Here is a 15,179-nt window from a genome sequence, read left to right as displayed (position 1 = left end):
CCCCCTCCTTTCCTGCGCCCGGCTCTACCCGGATCCTAACGACTCAGGCGTTGAGCTCGGCGGCGCGACGCTCGAGGTCCTCGATGCCACCGATGTTGAAGAACGCCTGCTCCGGCAGGTGGTCGTAGTCACCGTCGCAGATACGGCGGAAGGCCTCAATGGTCTCCGACAGCGGCACGGTGGAGCCGGCCACGCCGGTGAACTTCTCCGCCATGTAGGTGTTCTGGGACAGGAACTGCTCGATGCGGCGGGCGCGGGCCACCGTCACCTTGTCCTCCTCGCCGAGCTCGTCGACACCGAGGATCGCGATGATGTCCTGGAGCTCCTTGTTCTTCTGGAGGATGGACTTCACGCGAGTGGCGACGTCGTAGTGCTCCTGGCCCACGTAGCCGGGGGCCAGCAGGCGCGAGGTGGAGGTCAGCGGGTCCACGGCCGGGTAGATGCCTCGCGAGGCGATCTCACGGCTGAGCTCGGTGGTGGCGTCCAGGTGGGCGAAGGTCGTCGCCGGCGCCGGGTCGGTGTAGTCGTCGGCGGGCACGTAGATCGCCTGCAGGGAGGTGATGGAGTGGCCGCCGGCGGAGGTGATGCGCTCCTGGAGCTGGCCCATCTCGTCAGCCAGGTTGGGCTGGTAGCCCACGGCCGAGGGCATGCGGCCCAGCAGCGTGGAGACCTCGGAGCCGGCCTGGGTGAAGCGGAAGATGTTGTCGATGAACAGCAGCACGTCCTGGTGCTGGACGTCGCGGAAGTACTCGGCCATCGTCAGGGCGGACAGGGCCACGCGCAGACGCGTGCCCGGCGGCTCGTCCATCTGGCCGAAGACCAGGGCGGTCTTGTCGAACACGCCGGCCTCGTCCATCTCAACGATGAGGTCGTTGCCCTCACGGGTGCGCTCCCCCACGCCGGCGAACACGGAGACACCACCGTGGTTCTGGGCCACGCGCTGGATCATCTCCTGGATGAGGACGGTCTTGCCCACGCCGGCGCCGCCGAACAGGCCGATCTTGCCGCCCTGCACGTAGGGGGTGAGCAGGTCGATGACCTTGATGCCGGTCTCGAACATCTGCTCCTTGGACTCGAGCTGGTCGAAGGCCGGGGGCTGGCGGTGGATGGGCCAGCGCTCGGTGATCTCCAGCTGCTCGCCGGGGCCGAGGTTGAGGACGTCGCCGGTGACGTTGAAGACGTGACCCTTGGTCACGTCGCCCACGGGCACGGAGATCGGCGCGCCGGTGTCGCGCACCTGCGTGCCGCGCACGAGGCCGTCGGTGGGCTTGAGGGAGATCGTGCGCACGATGTTGTCACCCAGGTGCTGGGCGACCTCCAGGGTGATCTCGTGGGGCTCCTCGCCGGCGCTGGTGGCCTGGACGGTCACCTTGAGGGCGTTGTACATCGCCGGGATCGCATCAGGCGGGAACTCGACGTCGACGACGGCGCCGATGATGCGGGTGATGCGTCCCGTCCCGGGGGTGGTGGTGTCAGCCATGTGCGTTCTTCCGTATCTTCCAGAGCTGAGAGGGGTCCTGCTCGGTGAGGTGAGTCTGTGTGGGGTTCTCGACGACGTCGGGGGCTTCCCGGCCTATTCGGACCCCAGGGCGTCGGCACCCGAGACGATCTCCGTGATCTCCTGGGTGATGTCGCCCTGGCGGGCCGCGTTGGCCAGGCGGGTGTAGGTGATGATGAGGTCCTCGGCGTTGTCCGTGGCCGTGTGCATGGCCTGCTGGCGGCTGGCCAGCTCGGAGGCGGCCGACTGCAGCAGGGCGTTGCGGATGCGCGAGCCCATGTAGCGGGTCAGGAGGGCGTCGAGCACCTCGGAGGGACCGGGCTCGAACTCGTACAGCGGCATGGAGCTGCCGTGCTTGGCCGCCAGCTCCTTCTCCAGGGCCTCGTTGCCGGCGTCGTCGAGCTCGCCGGCCCCTTCGACGTCGACCACCTTGAGCGGCAGCATGCGACGCACCTCGGGGACCTGGGAGACCATCGAGACGTAGCGGGTGAAGACGATGTGGACCTCGGCGACGCCGCCGGCCTCGGCCGGCTGGAGGAAGTAGTCCAGCAGGGTGGTGGCCACCTCCTCGATGGCCTCGTTGCTGGGGCGGTCCGACTGCCCGGTCCAGGAGAACTCAATCGGCGTGCCCCGGAAGCTGAAGTAGCTCTGGGCGCGCCGGCCGAAGGTGAAGATCACCGGCTCCTTGCCCTCCTTGACCAGCTCCTCGATGAGGCGGCCGGTCTCGCGCAGGATGGTGGCCGAGTAGGCGCCGGCCATGCCGCGGTCAGAGGTGACCACGAGGATCGCCACGCGCTTGGTGTCGGTGCGCTCCTGGGTGATGGGGTGCTCGAAGCGGGAGTAGGTCCCCAGCGCAGCCACCGCCTGGCTCAGGGCGTGATCGTAGGGCGAGGCCTCCTGCGCGTTGCGGCGCGCCTGCCCGATCCGGGACGAGGCGATGAGCTCCATCGCCCGGAACACCTTCTGGAGGGTCTGGGTCGATCGAATGCGCTGCTTGTAGACGCGCTGGTTTCCTGCCACGTCAGCCCCTCTTGACCACGAGCTGCTCGGTGGTCCTCTCGGCGGCGGGCTCCTCCTCGGGCTCGGCGACCTGGGCGCCCAGCATCTGCTCACCGGAGGCGAAGGTGCGCCGGAAGGCCTCAACGGCCTTGACCAGGGCCTCCTCGGTCTCGTCAGTGAGCTGACCGGTGGACTCGATGGTGTCGAGGATGTCGGTGTTGCGCCGCAGGTGGTCCAGGAAGGCGGCCTCGAAGGGCAGGACGTCGGAGACGTCTATGTCGTCGAGGTAGCCCTTGGTGCCGGCCCAGACGCTGGCGACCTGCTCAGCCACCGGGTAGGGCGTGTACTGGGGCTGCTTGAGCAGCTCCATGAGGCGCTCACCGCGGGTGAGCTGGGCGCGGGTGGCGGCGTCCAGGTCGGAGGCGAACATGGCGAAGGCCTGCATGGAGCGGTACTGGGCCAGCGTGATCTTGAGGGTTCCGGCGACCTTCTTCATGGCCTTGACCTGGGCGGCGCCGCCCACGCGGGACACGGAGATGCCGACGTCGACGGCGGGGCGCTGGTCGGCGTTGAACAGGTCGGACTGGAGGAAGATCTGCCCGTCGGTGATGGAGATGACGTTGGTGGGGATGTAGGCCGAGACGTCGTTGGCCTTGGTCTCGATGATCGGCAGCCCGGTCATGGAGCCCGCCCCCAGCTCGTCGGAGAGCTTGGAGCAGCGCTCCAGCAGGCGCGAGTGGAGGTAGAAGACGTCACCGGGGTAGGCCTCGCGGCCCGGCGGACGGCGCAGCAGCAGGGAGACGGCGCGGTATGCCTCGGCCTGCTTGGACAGGTCGTCGAAGACGATGAGGACGTGCTTGCCCTGGTACATCCAGTGCTGGCCGATGGCCGAGCCCGTGTAGGGCGACAGGTACTTGAAGCCGGCCGGGTCGGAGGCCGGGGAGGCCACGATGGTGGTGTACTCCAGGGCGCCGCGCTCCTCCAGGGTGGCGCGCACGGCGGCGATGGTGGAGCCCTTCTGGCCGGTGGCCACGTAGATGCAGCGCACCTGCTTGTTCGGGTCGCCGGACTCCCAGGCCTCCTTCTGGTTGAGGATGGTGTCCAGGGCGATGGCGGTCTTGCCGGTCTGGCGGTCGCCGATGATGAGCTGGCGCTGGCCGCGGCCGATCGGGATCATCGAGTCGATGGCCTTGAGCCCGGTCTGGAGGGGCTCGTGGACGGACTTGCGGGCCATGACGCCGGGGGCCTGGAGCTCCAGGGCGCGGCGCCCCTCGGCCTCGATCTCGCCCAGGCCGTCGATGGGACGGCCCAGCGGGTCGACGACGCGGCCCAGGTAGGCGTCACCCACGGGCACGGAGAGGACCTCGCCGGTGCGGCGCACGACCTGGCCCTCGTCGATGCCGTCGAAGGAGCCCAGGACGACGACGCCGATCCGGCGCTCCTCGAGGTTCATGGCCAGGCCGGCGGTGCCGTCCTCGAAGGTGAGCAGCTCGTTGGCCATGACGCCGGGCAGGCCCTCGACGTGCGCGATGCCGTCAGCGGCGAAGACGACGTGCCCGACCTCCTCGGCCGCGACCTCGGCGGGCTTGTAGGACTCGGCGAACTCGTTCAGGGCCGAGCGGATCTCCTCGGGCCTGATGGTCAGCTCTGCCATCTCGTCTCCTTGCTGGTTGCGTTCTGGGGGCCGGCGGCGCTGGGCGTGAGCGACGACGGCGCGGGGTGGGGTGGTGAAGTTGTGGGTCGGCGTGCGATGAGCGGGCTAGCCCGCCAGCCGGGTGCGCAGCTCGGCGACGGCGCTGCGCACGGTGCGGTCCATGACGTAGTTCCGCGTCGAGATGCGGGCTCCGCCGATGACCGTGGGGTCGACCTCGCAGTTGAGGTCGATCCTGGTGCCCAGGCGGCGCTCCAGGATGGTGCGCAGGCGCTCCTCCTGGGCCGAGGTCATGGGGATGGCGGTGACGACGTCGACGATGGTGCGCTGACGCATCTCGGCGGCCAGCTCGACGACACGGCGCAGGTTGCGCAGCGGTCCGCCCTCGGCGTGGTGGCGCACGCACCAGTCCACCAGGCTCATGGCGGGGGCGCTGATGTGGGGCGCGAAGACGCCCTCTGCCAAGCGGACCCGGGCCTCGGTGCCGGTGCGGCGTGAGGGGGTCAGGGCCTCGCGCAGCTCGCGGTTGTCGGCGATCTGCTCATGGACCTCGAAGAGCTGCTGCTCGATCTCCTCCGCCGAGCCGCCCGCGTGAGCACCGGCGAGGATCGCCTCGATGCCCATGTCGTGGAGGGCGGAGACCAGGTCGACTGCCTTGGACCAGCGGCCGCGGACCATGGCGCTGAGCAGGTCGACGACGCGCTCGTCCACGGTGCCGGTGAAGAGCCGGCGGGCCAGGGCCACCTTGTCCTCGGCCTCCCGGCCCGGGTCGGTCAGCGGCGCGGACAGCGAGTGGACGGCGACCTGGTGAGCCAGGGCGAGGATCTGGCGACCCAGCTCCTGGCCCTCGACGCCCGCGGCCGTGAGCACCGGGCTCCAGGCCTGGCTCACGGTCTCACGGGTGGCGGCAGTTCCTGTTCTCACCGCGTCGCCTCCGCAGAGGAGGCGCCGGCGTCGAGCCCCTCGACCGGCTCCATGGTCTCGAGCTCGTCGAGGAAGCGGTCGATGACCCGCTCGGACAGGGCGGTGTCGCTCAGCTGTTCACCGACGATGCGCTCGGCCAGGGTGGAGGCGAGCATGCCGACGTCGGTGCGCAGCGAGATCTGCGCGGCCTGCTTCTCGGCCAGGATCTGACGCTGGGCGCCCTCGATGATGCCGGCGGCCTCCGCCTGGGCGTCGGTGCGGGCCTTGGCGACGATCTCCTTGGCCTCGCCCTGGGCGTTGTCGCGGATGCGGGCGGCCTCGCGACGGGCCTCGTCCACGAGCCGGGTGGCGCGCTTCTCGGCGTCGGCCTGGTCCTGCTTGGCCTTGTCGGCCAGGTCGAGGCCCTCCTGGATGCGCTGGGCCCGCTCGTCCAGCACGGCGTAGAGCCGGGGCAGGGCGTAGCGGCCCACCACCAGGAGGATGAGCAGGAGGACGATCGCCGCCCAGAAGATCTCATAGAGCGGGGGAAGGATGAAGGCTGTGCCTCCGCCCTGCCCGCCCTCGGCAGCCAGGGGAAGCATCACTTGACGACGAGCGGCAGAACGAAGCCGATGAGGCCGAGGGCCTCGACCATGCCCGCGCCGATAATCATGTTGGTGAACAGGCGTCCGGCCACCTCGGGCTGACGGGCCGTGGCCTCCTGGGTCTTGCCGACGAGCAGGCCGATGCCGATGCCCGGGCCGAGCGTGGCCAGGCCGTAGCCGACGTATGCGAGCGCGGTGAGGGACATATGCGGTTCCTTCTTTCTGGCGCCGGGTGGCGCAGGTGGGGTCGGTGGAAGAGGCTTGGGCGACGCACCGTGACGTCTAGTGGGCCTCGATGGAGAGCTTGATGTAGACGGCGCTGAGGATGGTGAAGATGTAGGCCTGCAGGACCGCCACGAAGACCTCGAACAGGGTCACCACGATCATGGCGGCACCGGTGAGGAGGCTGATCGTCGAGGAGGCCTGGAGGTGAAGAAGCAGGCTGGTGGTGCCGAAGAAGGTCATCCCCAGCAGCAGGTGCCCGGAGACCATGTTGCACAGCAGACGCAGGGTGAGCGTCACCGGCCGCACGATGAAGTTCGAGAGGAACTCAATGGGGGTGATGAGCAGATACATCGCCTTGGGCAGCCCGGGAGGGAAGAGCTGGGCGGCGAAGAAGTGCCCGGCCCCCTGCTCCTTGATGCCGGCGCCGATGAAGGTGATGTAGGTGAGGGCCGCGAACACCATGGGTACGGCGACCACCGAGGAGGCGGCGATGTTGAGGCCCGGGATGACGCCGGAGAGGTTCATGGCGAGCACGCCCAGGAAGAGGGTGCCCAGCAGCGGGGCGAAACGGCGGCCGTTCTTGTTGCCCAGGAGCATGAAGGCCACGTTGCTGCGCACGAAGTCGGCGATGATCTCCAGCAGGGCCTGGCCGCGTCCGGGAACCAGCCTGAAGCGGCGGGCGGCAGCCAGTCCCAGGGTCAGGCACAGGAGTCCCCCCATGACCAGGCGGACGAAGGTGAGGCGGTTGAACTCCATGAAGGTGCCCTCACCGAAGAGCGCCTCAGGGAAGAAGTCCTCGACGCTGGGCGAGTGCGGGTGCTGAGTGAAGGCGGGCACCGCGGTCAGTGCGATGACAGCGACCAGGACGATCAGGAGCACCCAGTACCACAACGGTTTGGTGAACGGCTTGGCGTCAGCCGTCCGCGGCACGGCGACGTCGTCGGCTGCCGTGCCGTTCTCGGTGACGGTGTTGGTGGACAGGAGATCCTCCCAATGTCTCTCACGCTTCGAGGCCTGTCCGCACAGGCCTGCTAATCATGGGCCATGCTAACGCCTCACAGGGGCCTCACGAAGCAAACGGGTCGCCTCGCGGTGGCCCGTTGCATCCACCCGGCCCTACGACTGGTCCCGCCCACCGGTCAGGGGCGGTCCGCCGACTCCCCCTTCTTCGGCTCCACCGCAAGGATTCGCGCCTGTGCCAGGACGGTCGCCTCGGCGAACATGCCCACCAGGATCGCCACAATGAGTGAGACCCCAATCACTCTCGTGTCGCATCCCAGGGCTCTTCCTCCCAGGAGCCCCACCGCCAGGAGCGCGATCTTCCCCAGGTATCCGCCAGCCACCCAGACCACCAGGCCCCCCGTGTCGGAATGGACCATGCGGTCCACGAACCACCAGGTCGCGGCCAGGAGCAGCGTCGTGGCCGCCGCTGCGGCCAGCAGCGTGCCCAGCGGCTGGGCCACGGCGCTGCGGGCTCCGCCGGCCAGGCACCACAGGGCCTCGCCGACGACGAGGACCACGGCGGCCACGGCGAGGATCCGGCGCAGCCTCGCTGAGGCCTGGCGCAGTGTGCGGGCGTTCGTGGGAGGCGTCTGGCTCACTGGCGGGTCCTTTCAAAGGGGCCGGGTGACGCCTGCAGGGCGTTCCCCTGCGGCGCCTGCCCCTCGGCCGGGCGCGTCACTTCACCAGTTCCTGAGACGTTGCGGGAGATGACGATCCGCTGCTCCTGGCGGTCCTGGCGACGGCGCAGCGCCGAGCGCAGGCCGTGGCGCACCCCGGGCATGAGGTCAACGGTAACGACGAAGGCGAACAGCACCGCGAGGGCGAGCCCCGCCAGCACCCAGGGCAGGGGGAAGAAGGCCATGGCGGCCACGGGGAAGGAGGCGACCGCCGCCCACAGGTACATGACCAGTACCGCGCGGCGGTGGGAGTGCCCGGCGGCCAGGAGCCGGTGGTGCATGTGCATGCGGTCGGGGTGGGTGGGACTCAGCCCCTTCCGGGTGCGGCGCACGATCGCCATCATCATGTCGGTCAGGGGCAGCAGGAGGACCGCCAATGGCAGGAGGATCGGCATGAAGGCGGGCAGGGCGCGCGAGCCGTCGAAGCTGCCGGGGTCGATCTGCCCGGTGACGATGATGGTGGAGGCGGCTGAGACCAGGCCCAGCTGCATCGCCCCGGAGTCGCCCATGAAGATGGTGGCGGGGTTGAAGTTGTGTGGCAGGAAGCCCACGCACACGCCGATGAGCGCGGCCACGATGGTGGCGGCCAGGGAGCTGTAGGAGCCCGGGCTCGTGGCGCGGGTCAGGACGTAGGTGTACAGGAAGAAGGCGGTTGAGCCGATCCCGATGATGCCGGCCGCGAGCCCGTCGAGCCCGTCGACGAAGTTGACGGCGTTGATGGCGGCCACCACGACGATGACGGTGGAGATGAGGGACAGGCGCGAGGAGCCGATCGTCAGCCCGGCCACGGGGAAGGTGAGGAGCTGGACGCCCTGCCAGGCCATGACGCCGGCGGCCAGGATCTGGCCGGCGAGCTTGGTCATCCAGTCCAGCTCCCACAGGTCGTCGACGACGCCGAGCAGGCAGACCAGTCCCGCCCCCAGGACCACCGCCCAGGCGCTGGAGTCGATGACGTCGGAGAGGTAGGGGATCGTGGAGGCCACGGAGATTGCGGAGAACAGGCCGAAGAACATGGCCACGCCGCCCAGGCGCGGGATGGGCGTGGAGTGGACGTCGCGGGCCCGCACGGGGGTCAGCGCGTTACCCACCAGGGCGATGTGCCGGATGATCGGCACGGCCACGTAGGTGGTCGCCGCAGCAATGGCCATGACCAGGAGGTAGACCTTCACGCGCCCACCCCCGTCCTGCCGCGGGCCGCGCCTGCCGTCCCTTCGGACAGGGCGACGCCGGCCACTCGTTCCAGGTCCGCGAGTGCCAGGACCCCCTGGCGCAGGATCCGGGGGGCGCGGGCGCGCTCCCCGGCGAGGGTGACGATGGTGGAGGGAACCGGTCCGGGGGTGGCTCCGCCGTCGAGCAGCAGGATGTCCTCGCGCCGGACGGCGCCGGCGGCTTCACCATCCGGCGCGAGCTCATCGACGCTCCGGACCCGTCCGGGGAAGGCGGCCCGGGCGGAGGCGGCGTCGGTGGCGGGCGGCGCGCCGGTGGGGTTGGCGGAGGTGACGGCCAGCGGGCCGCTGCGGCGCAGGAGGTTCAGGGTGAGCTCGTGGGCGGGCATGCGCACGGCGAGGGTGCCGCCGGTCTCCCCCAGGTCCCAGGTCAGGGTCTCGTCGGCCTCCAGGATGAGGGTGAGCGCCCCGGGCCAGAAGGCCTCCATGAGGGCTCGGGCGGCCTCGGGCACCTGGGCGACGAGCCCGATCAGGTCGTCGGGGTCGGCCACGAGGACCGGCGGGGGCATCTGGCGTCCGCGCCCCTTGGCGGCCAGCAGCCGCTCGACGGCCGCGGCGTCGGCGGCGTTGCAGCCGATGCCGTAGACGGTGTCCGTGGGCAGGATGACGAGCCCGCCTGCGCGCAGGTGATCGCAGGCCGGTTGAAGGGGGTCGGGGTGGGGATGAGCGGTGCTCGCGGAGGGCTGCGGGGGGTGGCTCACGTCCCGCATCCTGCCACGGATCGGGTCGGTGGCGGGACAGTGCGGAGGTGTGGGCCCCGACGCGATGCCGGACCGTCATCTGACCGGGGCCCCATCGGCGTATCCCTCGGTCCGCTTCCGGGATGAGCCCGGGACGACGTCGGGCCCTACACGATGCGGCGGGCCACGGCCCAGCGGGTGAGCTCGTTGCGGTTGGACAGCTGGAGCTTGCGCAGGACCGCGGAGACGTGGGTCTCGACGGTCTTGACCGAGATGAACAGCTCGGAGGCGCACTCCTTGTAGGTGTAGCCGCGGGCGATGAGTCGCATGACCTCCCGCTCGCGCGCTGAGAGACGGTCGAGCTCGGTGTCGGCCACGGCCACCTCGCCCGTCCCGGCACCGAAGGCGTCCAGGACGAATCCGGCCAGGCGAGGGGAGAAGGCGGCGTCTCCGGCGGCCACGCGCCGCACGGCCTGGGCCAGGTCCTCGGTGGAGATCGCCTTGGTGACGTAGCCGCGGGCGCCGGCCCGGATGACGCCGACGACGTCGTCGCTGGCGTCCGAGACGCTCAGGGCCAGGAAGCGCGTCTCGGGGACGTCGTGGCAGGAGGCGACGACCTCGGCCCCTCCCCCGCCGTTGCCGCCGGGCAGGTGGACGTCGAGCAGGACGACGTCGGGCCGCAGGGCGTGGACGGCGGCGATGGCGCCCTCGACGTCGTCGGCCTCGGCGATGACGTCCAGGTCGGGAGCGTGGGCGGTCAGCTCGGAGCGCACCCCGGAGCGGACCAGGGCATGGTCGTCGACGACCAGGACCCGCAGGGACGCGCTCGCATCGGCGGGCTGGTGGTGGTCTGTGGTGGTACCGGCGGGCGTGTCAGCCATGAGGGTCTTCCTGGTGGTGACGTGGGGTGATCGAGGAGTGAGGGGCCGGGTGCGGCCCAAGGAGACAAAGCAACGATAGACGGCTCAGTGGGCTCGCACGGGGAGAGTCAGTGCCACCTCGGTGCCGGTGGACATGCGGCGCACCCGGGCGCTGCCGCCGTGGCGCTCCATGCGGGCGATGATGGACTGGCGCACGCCGTGGCGGTCCTCGGCGATGGCGTCGAGGTCGAAGCCGGGGCCGTGGTCGCGCACGAACACCTCCAGGCCCTCCTCGCCGGCCTCGACGTAGAGGGAGACCGGTGGGGCGCCGTGACGCACCGCGTTGGACAGGGCCTCGCGGGCGGCGGCGACGATGACCTCGGTGTCGCGGTCGGGGGCCCGGTCGCCGACGCACACGGCGTCGACGGCCACGCCGTAGCGGTCCTCGATCTCACCGGCCAGGTCGGTGAAGGCGTCGGCCACGGAGGTGCCCGGTGCAGGACGGTCGGTGTAGAGCCAGGCGCGCAGCTCGCGCTCCTGGGAGCGGGCCAGGCGGGCCACCGTCTCAGGCTCGTCGGCGCGCTTGCGGATGAGGGTGAGGGTCTGGAGGACGGAGTCGTGCAGGTGGGCGGCGATGTCGGCGCGCTCGGCCTCACGGATCTCGGCGGCGCGGGTGTCGGCCAGGGCCCGGTTGGTCCGCAGCCACAGGGGTGCCAGGACCACGCCGATGCCCACCACGAGCGCCCCTCCGGTGAGGAGCCCGGAGATGAGCTTGTAGGGGGTGCTGTCGGCGGCCACCCACACCAGGATCCCGACGACGGCCAGGCACACCCCGCCCGCCACCCGCAGGACAGCGCTCAGGTTGCGGTCCGGGCCGACCAGGTTGTCCATCTGCGACCAGGCCAGGGCCGCCCCGGCGATGACGACGATGATGACTCCCACCGCACCAATCCGGTCCAGCAGCCCAAAACGCCAGGAGGCCAGGAACAGGGCAGCCAGGAGGAGTGCGCCGCCGTCGAGGACCGTCTGCGACAGGCCCAGGGGGGCGCCGCCGTCGGCCCGAGACTCTGCGGTACCTCTCCCACTCCTGAGGCGAGCCGCCAGGCGAGCACGGGAGACCACCGAGGCGGGCGCCTCTCCTGCAGGCCCGTTCTCCCCGGGGAGGGTCCCCCACAGCAGGGCGTAGAGCAGGGCTCCCGCGCCGCCGCCGAGGGCGAGGACGACCATGAGCGCGCGGATGTATCGCACGGGGATGCCCAGATGGAGCCCCAGTCCCGCGCAGACGCCGGCGATGCGGGCGGGGCGGCGCATACGGGCGGCCTCGACGGACAGGTCGGCCGGCGCCGGCCCCAGCTGGTGGGGCAGGCGGCGCAGAGGGGGGCGTCGCCGCAGCTGGCGCGGGGGGCTCCAGGAGTACGCGGGCCCGCCGGCGGTCGGCGAGGGCTGCGTACCCCGCTGCTGAGCTGTCGTCATGGCACCATCGTGGCACGTCAGGGTCGCCGCCCCGAGGGTCCCCCGGCGGATTGGGGGGACAATCCGGGATCATTCAGGGGTTCCCCTGATCGTGCCGCAGGCCACGGACGCGAAGAATTATTGACATGAACGACAAGCCCACTTCCCCGTCTGACGGTGGTTCCCCCACCGGTTCCGATTCCTCTGACTCCTCCGCATCCTTCCCCTCTGCCAACACACAGGGTGCCGACGGCGCCCAGCGCGATTCCCGGCAGGGAGCGCAGCACGGACCGCAGCCGGGTCCCGCGCCCTCCTTCCAGCAGTACGGCGGCCCCCAGCCCGGGCCTCAGGGCGGATCGACTCACCGCTTCTTCGACTCCCTGCGCGGCTCGGGCCTCATGCGCACCAACGAGCGCTGGATCGCGGGCGTGGCCGGGGGCGTAGCCCACCGCTTCGACCTGGACCCCACCCTGGTGCGTTGCGTGTGGGTGGTGCTCTCGCTCTTCGCCGGTGTCGGGCTGGTCCTCTACGGCCTGGCCTGGGCCCTCCTGCCCGAGGAGTCCGATGGGCGCATCCACCTGGAGGAGGCCCTCTCCGGCCGTTTCAACGCGGGCCTGGCGGGCGCCATCGGGATGACGATCATCGGTATGTCGACATTCGGTAGCGGTTTCATCCCCAGCTGGTACATCCACGAGGCGGGCACCGGGGGGATCGCCGCCGCCCTGTGGCCCCTGTTCTGGTTGGGGCTGATCGTCCTGGCCATCGTCTTCCTCATCCGCAGCGCCCAGGAGCGGCGCGCGAACCGAAAGGCCGCTCGAGGCCCTCGGGGACCCCAGCCCTGGCAGAACTACGCTCCCGGCGCCGCGCAGGCACCGGGGAACCGCCCCGGCAGCCAGGCCGGCCCTGCCGGTCCGGCGGGTCAGGCCGGGGGCTTCACCCCGGCGGCGGGCTCCGCATCGGCCTGGGACTCCTCGACGCCCGGCTCCGGCGCCCCGGCCTTCAACCAGCCGGCCGGCGGCCAGAGCTGGCAGAGCCGCTCCTACCGGCAGTACCCGTCCTACCAGCAGCCACCCGTGCCGGTCCGCCCGGCCCGCCCGCGCCGTCCCGGCCCCGGCTCCTCGCTGTCGCTGGCGGTCCTGGGCCTGGGACTCCTGACCGCGGCGGGCGTCTGGTACGCCACGGTGACCCACCACCTGGGTCTGCTCCAGGGTCAGTTCATCCTCATCGGCACCCTGGTCGCCCTCCTGGGAGCGGGCATCGTCGTCAGTGGCCTGCGTCGTCGGCACGGAGGCTGGATGACGGTGCTGGGCTGGCCGGTCCTGTTCGTCATTGCGATCCCCGCGCTGGCCACCGCCTCGATCGTCCCCACGAGCCTGGCCCGCATGCCCTTCGAGAGCCTCAGGAACGCAACCACCGCCACCTCGAGCACGGTGACCTGGCAGGAGCTGACGGCATCGGCCAGCAGCGGCAGCGTCACCCGCAACAAGGACATTGGTGACCTCACCCTGGATCTGCGCGGCATGCCCGCCACGGAGGCCAGCAAGCTCTCCACCATCACCACCCACCTCGACGTCGGCACCCTGCGCATCAAGACCGACACCGACCAGCGGGTGGAGGTCAGGGCCGACGTCGACATGGGAGCGATCGACTCACAGGTCGCCCGGGCCTGGACCGTCAACGGCCGCCAGATGGATCAGAATGACCAGGGCCCGCACCGCCACGACGTGACCGGCAAGAGCATCACCACCTACGCCAGCTCCAGCGGCGGGCTGAACGCCAAGCGCACCCTGACCTCCCCCAGCAGCGATGACGGGCGGCCGCAGATCACCATCAACGCCTCAGTGGACACCGGGACGATCAACATCGAGGAGCGTAGCAACACCGTCTCCTGGTACGGCAACGCTGAGGAACCCGTGTGGATCGTCAGCACCTGGTTCGACGAGAAAGGCGATGCCCACGGCGACGACCTGCCGGTTCCGGGCATGAACCACCAGGCCATCACAGCCAAGGACGCTGAGACCTGCATCCGCACGGCCCACGAGAGCGTGGACGAGGATGACCGCAGCGAGGACGTCGGGTGGAGCAACCTGTCCGACCTGACCTCCAAGGAGCGCGCCTCCTACGACTCCTGCGTGCAAAGGGCCCTGTCCGGGCAGGGCGCCGGGCAGCCCAGTGCGAGCCCAAGCCCGTCCGGATCGGCAACCCCGACACCGTCCCCGACTCCCACCAAGCAGTCCGCCTCGGCCAGCCCGACAGCCGGCTGATCGCGCCCGCGAGCCGGACTCACACACCAGAACTCTTCCCCGGGCACGTCCCGGGCCCACCCAAGGAGACCCTCATGAGCAGCACCTCTTCCACAACGTCGCCCGAAGACGTCGGCAGCACCAGCACCGAGGCGACCGGCGAGGACGCCACCAGGCCCTTCCCGGCCGCCGGAGACACCCAGCCGTTGACCCCACCGGTGACTCAGCTCGCGCCCGAGCCAGCGGCTGAGTCGGAGACTCAGCCGGTCACCATGCCACTGCCCGCCTCTCAGGACGCCGGCGCGGAGACGGCCTCCACGGGCTCGGCTCCTGCGTCCTCGGCGTCGAGCCCGGTCTGGAGCGCCGGGACGGTCACTGAGCAGGACCGCCCGCAGGCGCCCCAGGACATCAAGGGCTCCACTCTCCTGTGGGGGGCCTTCCTGCTCCTGGTGGGCGGGCTGCTCATCGCGGCGGGCCTGGGGCTGCGCTTCGACTTCACGACGACGGCCATCGCCTGCCTGGCGGGTCTGGGGGCCCTGCTCGTGGTCGCCGCCCTCATCCCCAAGGGGCGCCGCAGCGCCAAGAAGTCCTGATCCGCATTCACCACGCATTCGCCCGATCGAGCCGCGAGGACGCACCTCAGGGCCCGCCGACTGCACCTCCACGGTGCGGCCGCGAGACCCACCGTGCGTCCTCGCGGCGTACTATTCAAAGAGAACTCACCGGAACCGAGAACCTCCACCACTGCGACGGATAACGAGGAACATCGATGGTTGAGACAACATGCTCCGTACTCATGAGCCTGATCCTGAGCGTGACAGGCATCCTCCTCGTGGTGCTGGGACGCCGGATGGCGCAGCGCCGGCTCCCGCCGAACTCGTGGGCAGGAGTGCGTGACGAGATCGCGCTGCGCTCGGAGGAGAACTGGTACACGATGCAGGCCCGGTGCTCGACGGCCACCATCGGAGTGGGTGTGGTCCTCCTCGACTCAGCTGTCCTCTTCGCCGTTCAGGCGGCCCTGCATGAGACGATCTCGATGCTGATCCCCATGGCCATCATGCTGATTCAGACGGTTGCCGGTATCGCATTCCTTCACGTTCAGGCCCGCAGGTGCGCCGCGGAACTGACACAGAGCGCATAGGTCGGCTCCCCCACGCA

Annotated in this window: 15 protein-coding genes; 3 read left to right on the top strand and 12 right to left on the bottom strand. The window is 70.4% G+C overall.

Features of this window, described 5'->3' with window-relative positions; all coding sequences use genetic code 11:
- Positions 1 to 43 precede the first annotated feature (43 nt).
- The 12 genes from atpD to JJJ14_RS03520 form a co-directional block, all read right to left on the bottom strand.
- The gene (gene atpD / locus JJJ14_RS03575) at positions 44 to 1,480 is read right to left on the bottom strand and encodes a F0F1 ATP synthase subunit beta (protein WP_003789540.1); all 1,437 of its coding nucleotides are present in this window, start codon (positions 1,478 to 1,480) and stop codon (positions 44 to 46) included.
- 93 nt (positions 1,481 to 1,573) lie between these two features.
- Positions 1,574 to 2,518, bottom strand: a complete 945-nt coding sequence (locus tag JJJ14_RS03570) for a F0F1 ATP synthase subunit gamma (RefSeq protein WP_201444710.1) — start codon at positions 2,516 to 2,518, stop codon at positions 1,574 to 1,576.
- A gap of 1 nt (position 2,519) precedes the next feature.
- Positions 2,520 to 4,151: a F0F1 ATP synthase subunit alpha gene (gene atpA / locus JJJ14_RS03565; protein ID WP_009406263.1), complete on the bottom strand. Its 1,632-nt coding sequence runs from the start codon at positions 4,149 to 4,151 to the stop codon at positions 2,520 to 2,522.
- Between the two features lie 105 nt (positions 4,152 to 4,256).
- Entirely contained in the window at positions 4,257 to 5,072 is an 816-nt protein-coding gene (locus JJJ14_RS03560; protein ID WP_201444709.1) for a F0F1 ATP synthase subunit delta, read from the bottom strand.
- Positions 5,069 to 5,653: a F0F1 ATP synthase subunit B gene (locus tag JJJ14_RS03555; RefSeq protein ID WP_201444708.1), complete on the bottom strand. Its 585-nt coding sequence runs from the start codon at positions 5,651 to 5,653 to the stop codon at positions 5,069 to 5,071. Before JJJ14_RS03555 ends, JJJ14_RS03560 begins: the two co-directional genes overlap by 4 nt.
- On the bottom strand, positions 5,653 to 5,862 hold the full coding sequence (atpE, locus tag JJJ14_RS03550) for an ATP synthase F0 subunit C (RefSeq protein WP_009233409.1): 210 nt from the start codon (positions 5,860 to 5,862) through the stop codon (positions 5,653 to 5,655). Before atpE ends, JJJ14_RS03555 begins: the two co-directional genes overlap by 1 nt.
- Before the next feature lie 76 nt (positions 5,863 to 5,938).
- The gene (atpB, locus tag JJJ14_RS03545) at positions 5,939 to 6,811 is read right to left on the bottom strand and encodes a F0F1 ATP synthase subunit A (RefSeq protein ID WP_180806240.1); all 873 of its coding nucleotides are present in this window, start codon (positions 6,809 to 6,811) and stop codon (positions 5,939 to 5,941) included.
- Between the two features lie 209 nt (positions 6,812 to 7,020).
- Positions 7,021 to 7,482: a pseudouridine synthase gene (locus tag JJJ14_RS03540; protein WP_201444707.1), complete on the bottom strand. Its 462-nt coding sequence runs from the start codon at positions 7,480 to 7,482 to the stop codon at positions 7,021 to 7,023.
- Positions 7,479 to 8,729: an MraY family glycosyltransferase gene (locus JJJ14_RS03535; RefSeq protein WP_101559412.1), complete on the bottom strand. Its 1,251-nt coding sequence runs from the start codon at positions 8,727 to 8,729 to the stop codon at positions 7,479 to 7,481. The genes JJJ14_RS03540 and JJJ14_RS03535 overlap by 4 nt, the downstream gene beginning before the upstream one ends.
- A complete protein-coding gene (locus JJJ14_RS03530) occupies positions 8,726 to 9,496 on the bottom strand; it encodes an L-threonylcarbamoyladenylate synthase (protein WP_201444706.1) in 771 nt (256 codons plus the stop codon). Before JJJ14_RS03530 ends, JJJ14_RS03535 begins: the two co-directional genes overlap by 4 nt.
- A 137-nt stretch (positions 9,497 to 9,633) precedes the next feature.
- Entirely contained in the window at positions 9,634 to 10,347 is a 714-nt protein-coding gene (locus JJJ14_RS03525; protein WP_201444705.1) for a response regulator, read from the bottom strand.
- An 84-nt stretch (positions 10,348 to 10,431) separates the two neighbouring features.
- On the bottom strand, positions 10,432 to 11,799 hold the full coding sequence (locus JJJ14_RS03520; protein ID WP_442859488.1) for an ATP-binding protein: 1,368 nt from the start codon (positions 11,797 to 11,799) through the stop codon (positions 10,432 to 10,434).
- Between the two features lie 125 nt (positions 11,800 to 11,924).
- On the opposite strand from JJJ14_RS03520, the gene JJJ14_RS03515 reads away from it, so the two are divergent.
- The 3 genes from JJJ14_RS03515 (at position 11,925) to JJJ14_RS03505 (ending at position 15,162) form a co-directional block, all read left to right on the top strand.
- The gene (locus tag JJJ14_RS03515; RefSeq protein ID WP_201444704.1) at positions 11,925 to 14,042 is read left to right on the top strand and encodes a PspC domain-containing protein; all 2,118 of its coding nucleotides are present in this window, start codon (positions 11,925 to 11,927) and stop codon (positions 14,040 to 14,042) included.
- Between the two features lie 74 nt (positions 14,043 to 14,116).
- Positions 14,117 to 14,614: a hypothetical protein gene (locus JJJ14_RS03510; RefSeq protein ID WP_201444703.1), complete on the top strand. Its 498-nt coding sequence runs from the start codon at positions 14,117 to 14,119 to the stop codon at positions 14,612 to 14,614.
- Positions 14,615 to 14,790: 176 nt separating this feature from the next.
- Complete coding sequence (locus tag JJJ14_RS03505) at positions 14,791 to 15,162, top strand: SdpI family protein (RefSeq protein WP_201444702.1); 372 nt, start codon at positions 14,791 to 14,793, stop codon at positions 15,160 to 15,162.
- The last annotated feature ends 17 nt before the right edge of the window (positions 15,163 to 15,179 follow it).

This window comes from Actinomyces sp. HMT 175 (genome assembly GCF_016694895.1).
Lineage (GTDB): Bacteria > Actinomycetota > Actinomycetes > Actinomycetales > Actinomycetaceae > Actinomyces > Actinomyces oris.
Note: the sequence above shows the minus strand (reverse complement) of the source record. Positions and strands in the feature narration are given on the sequence as shown.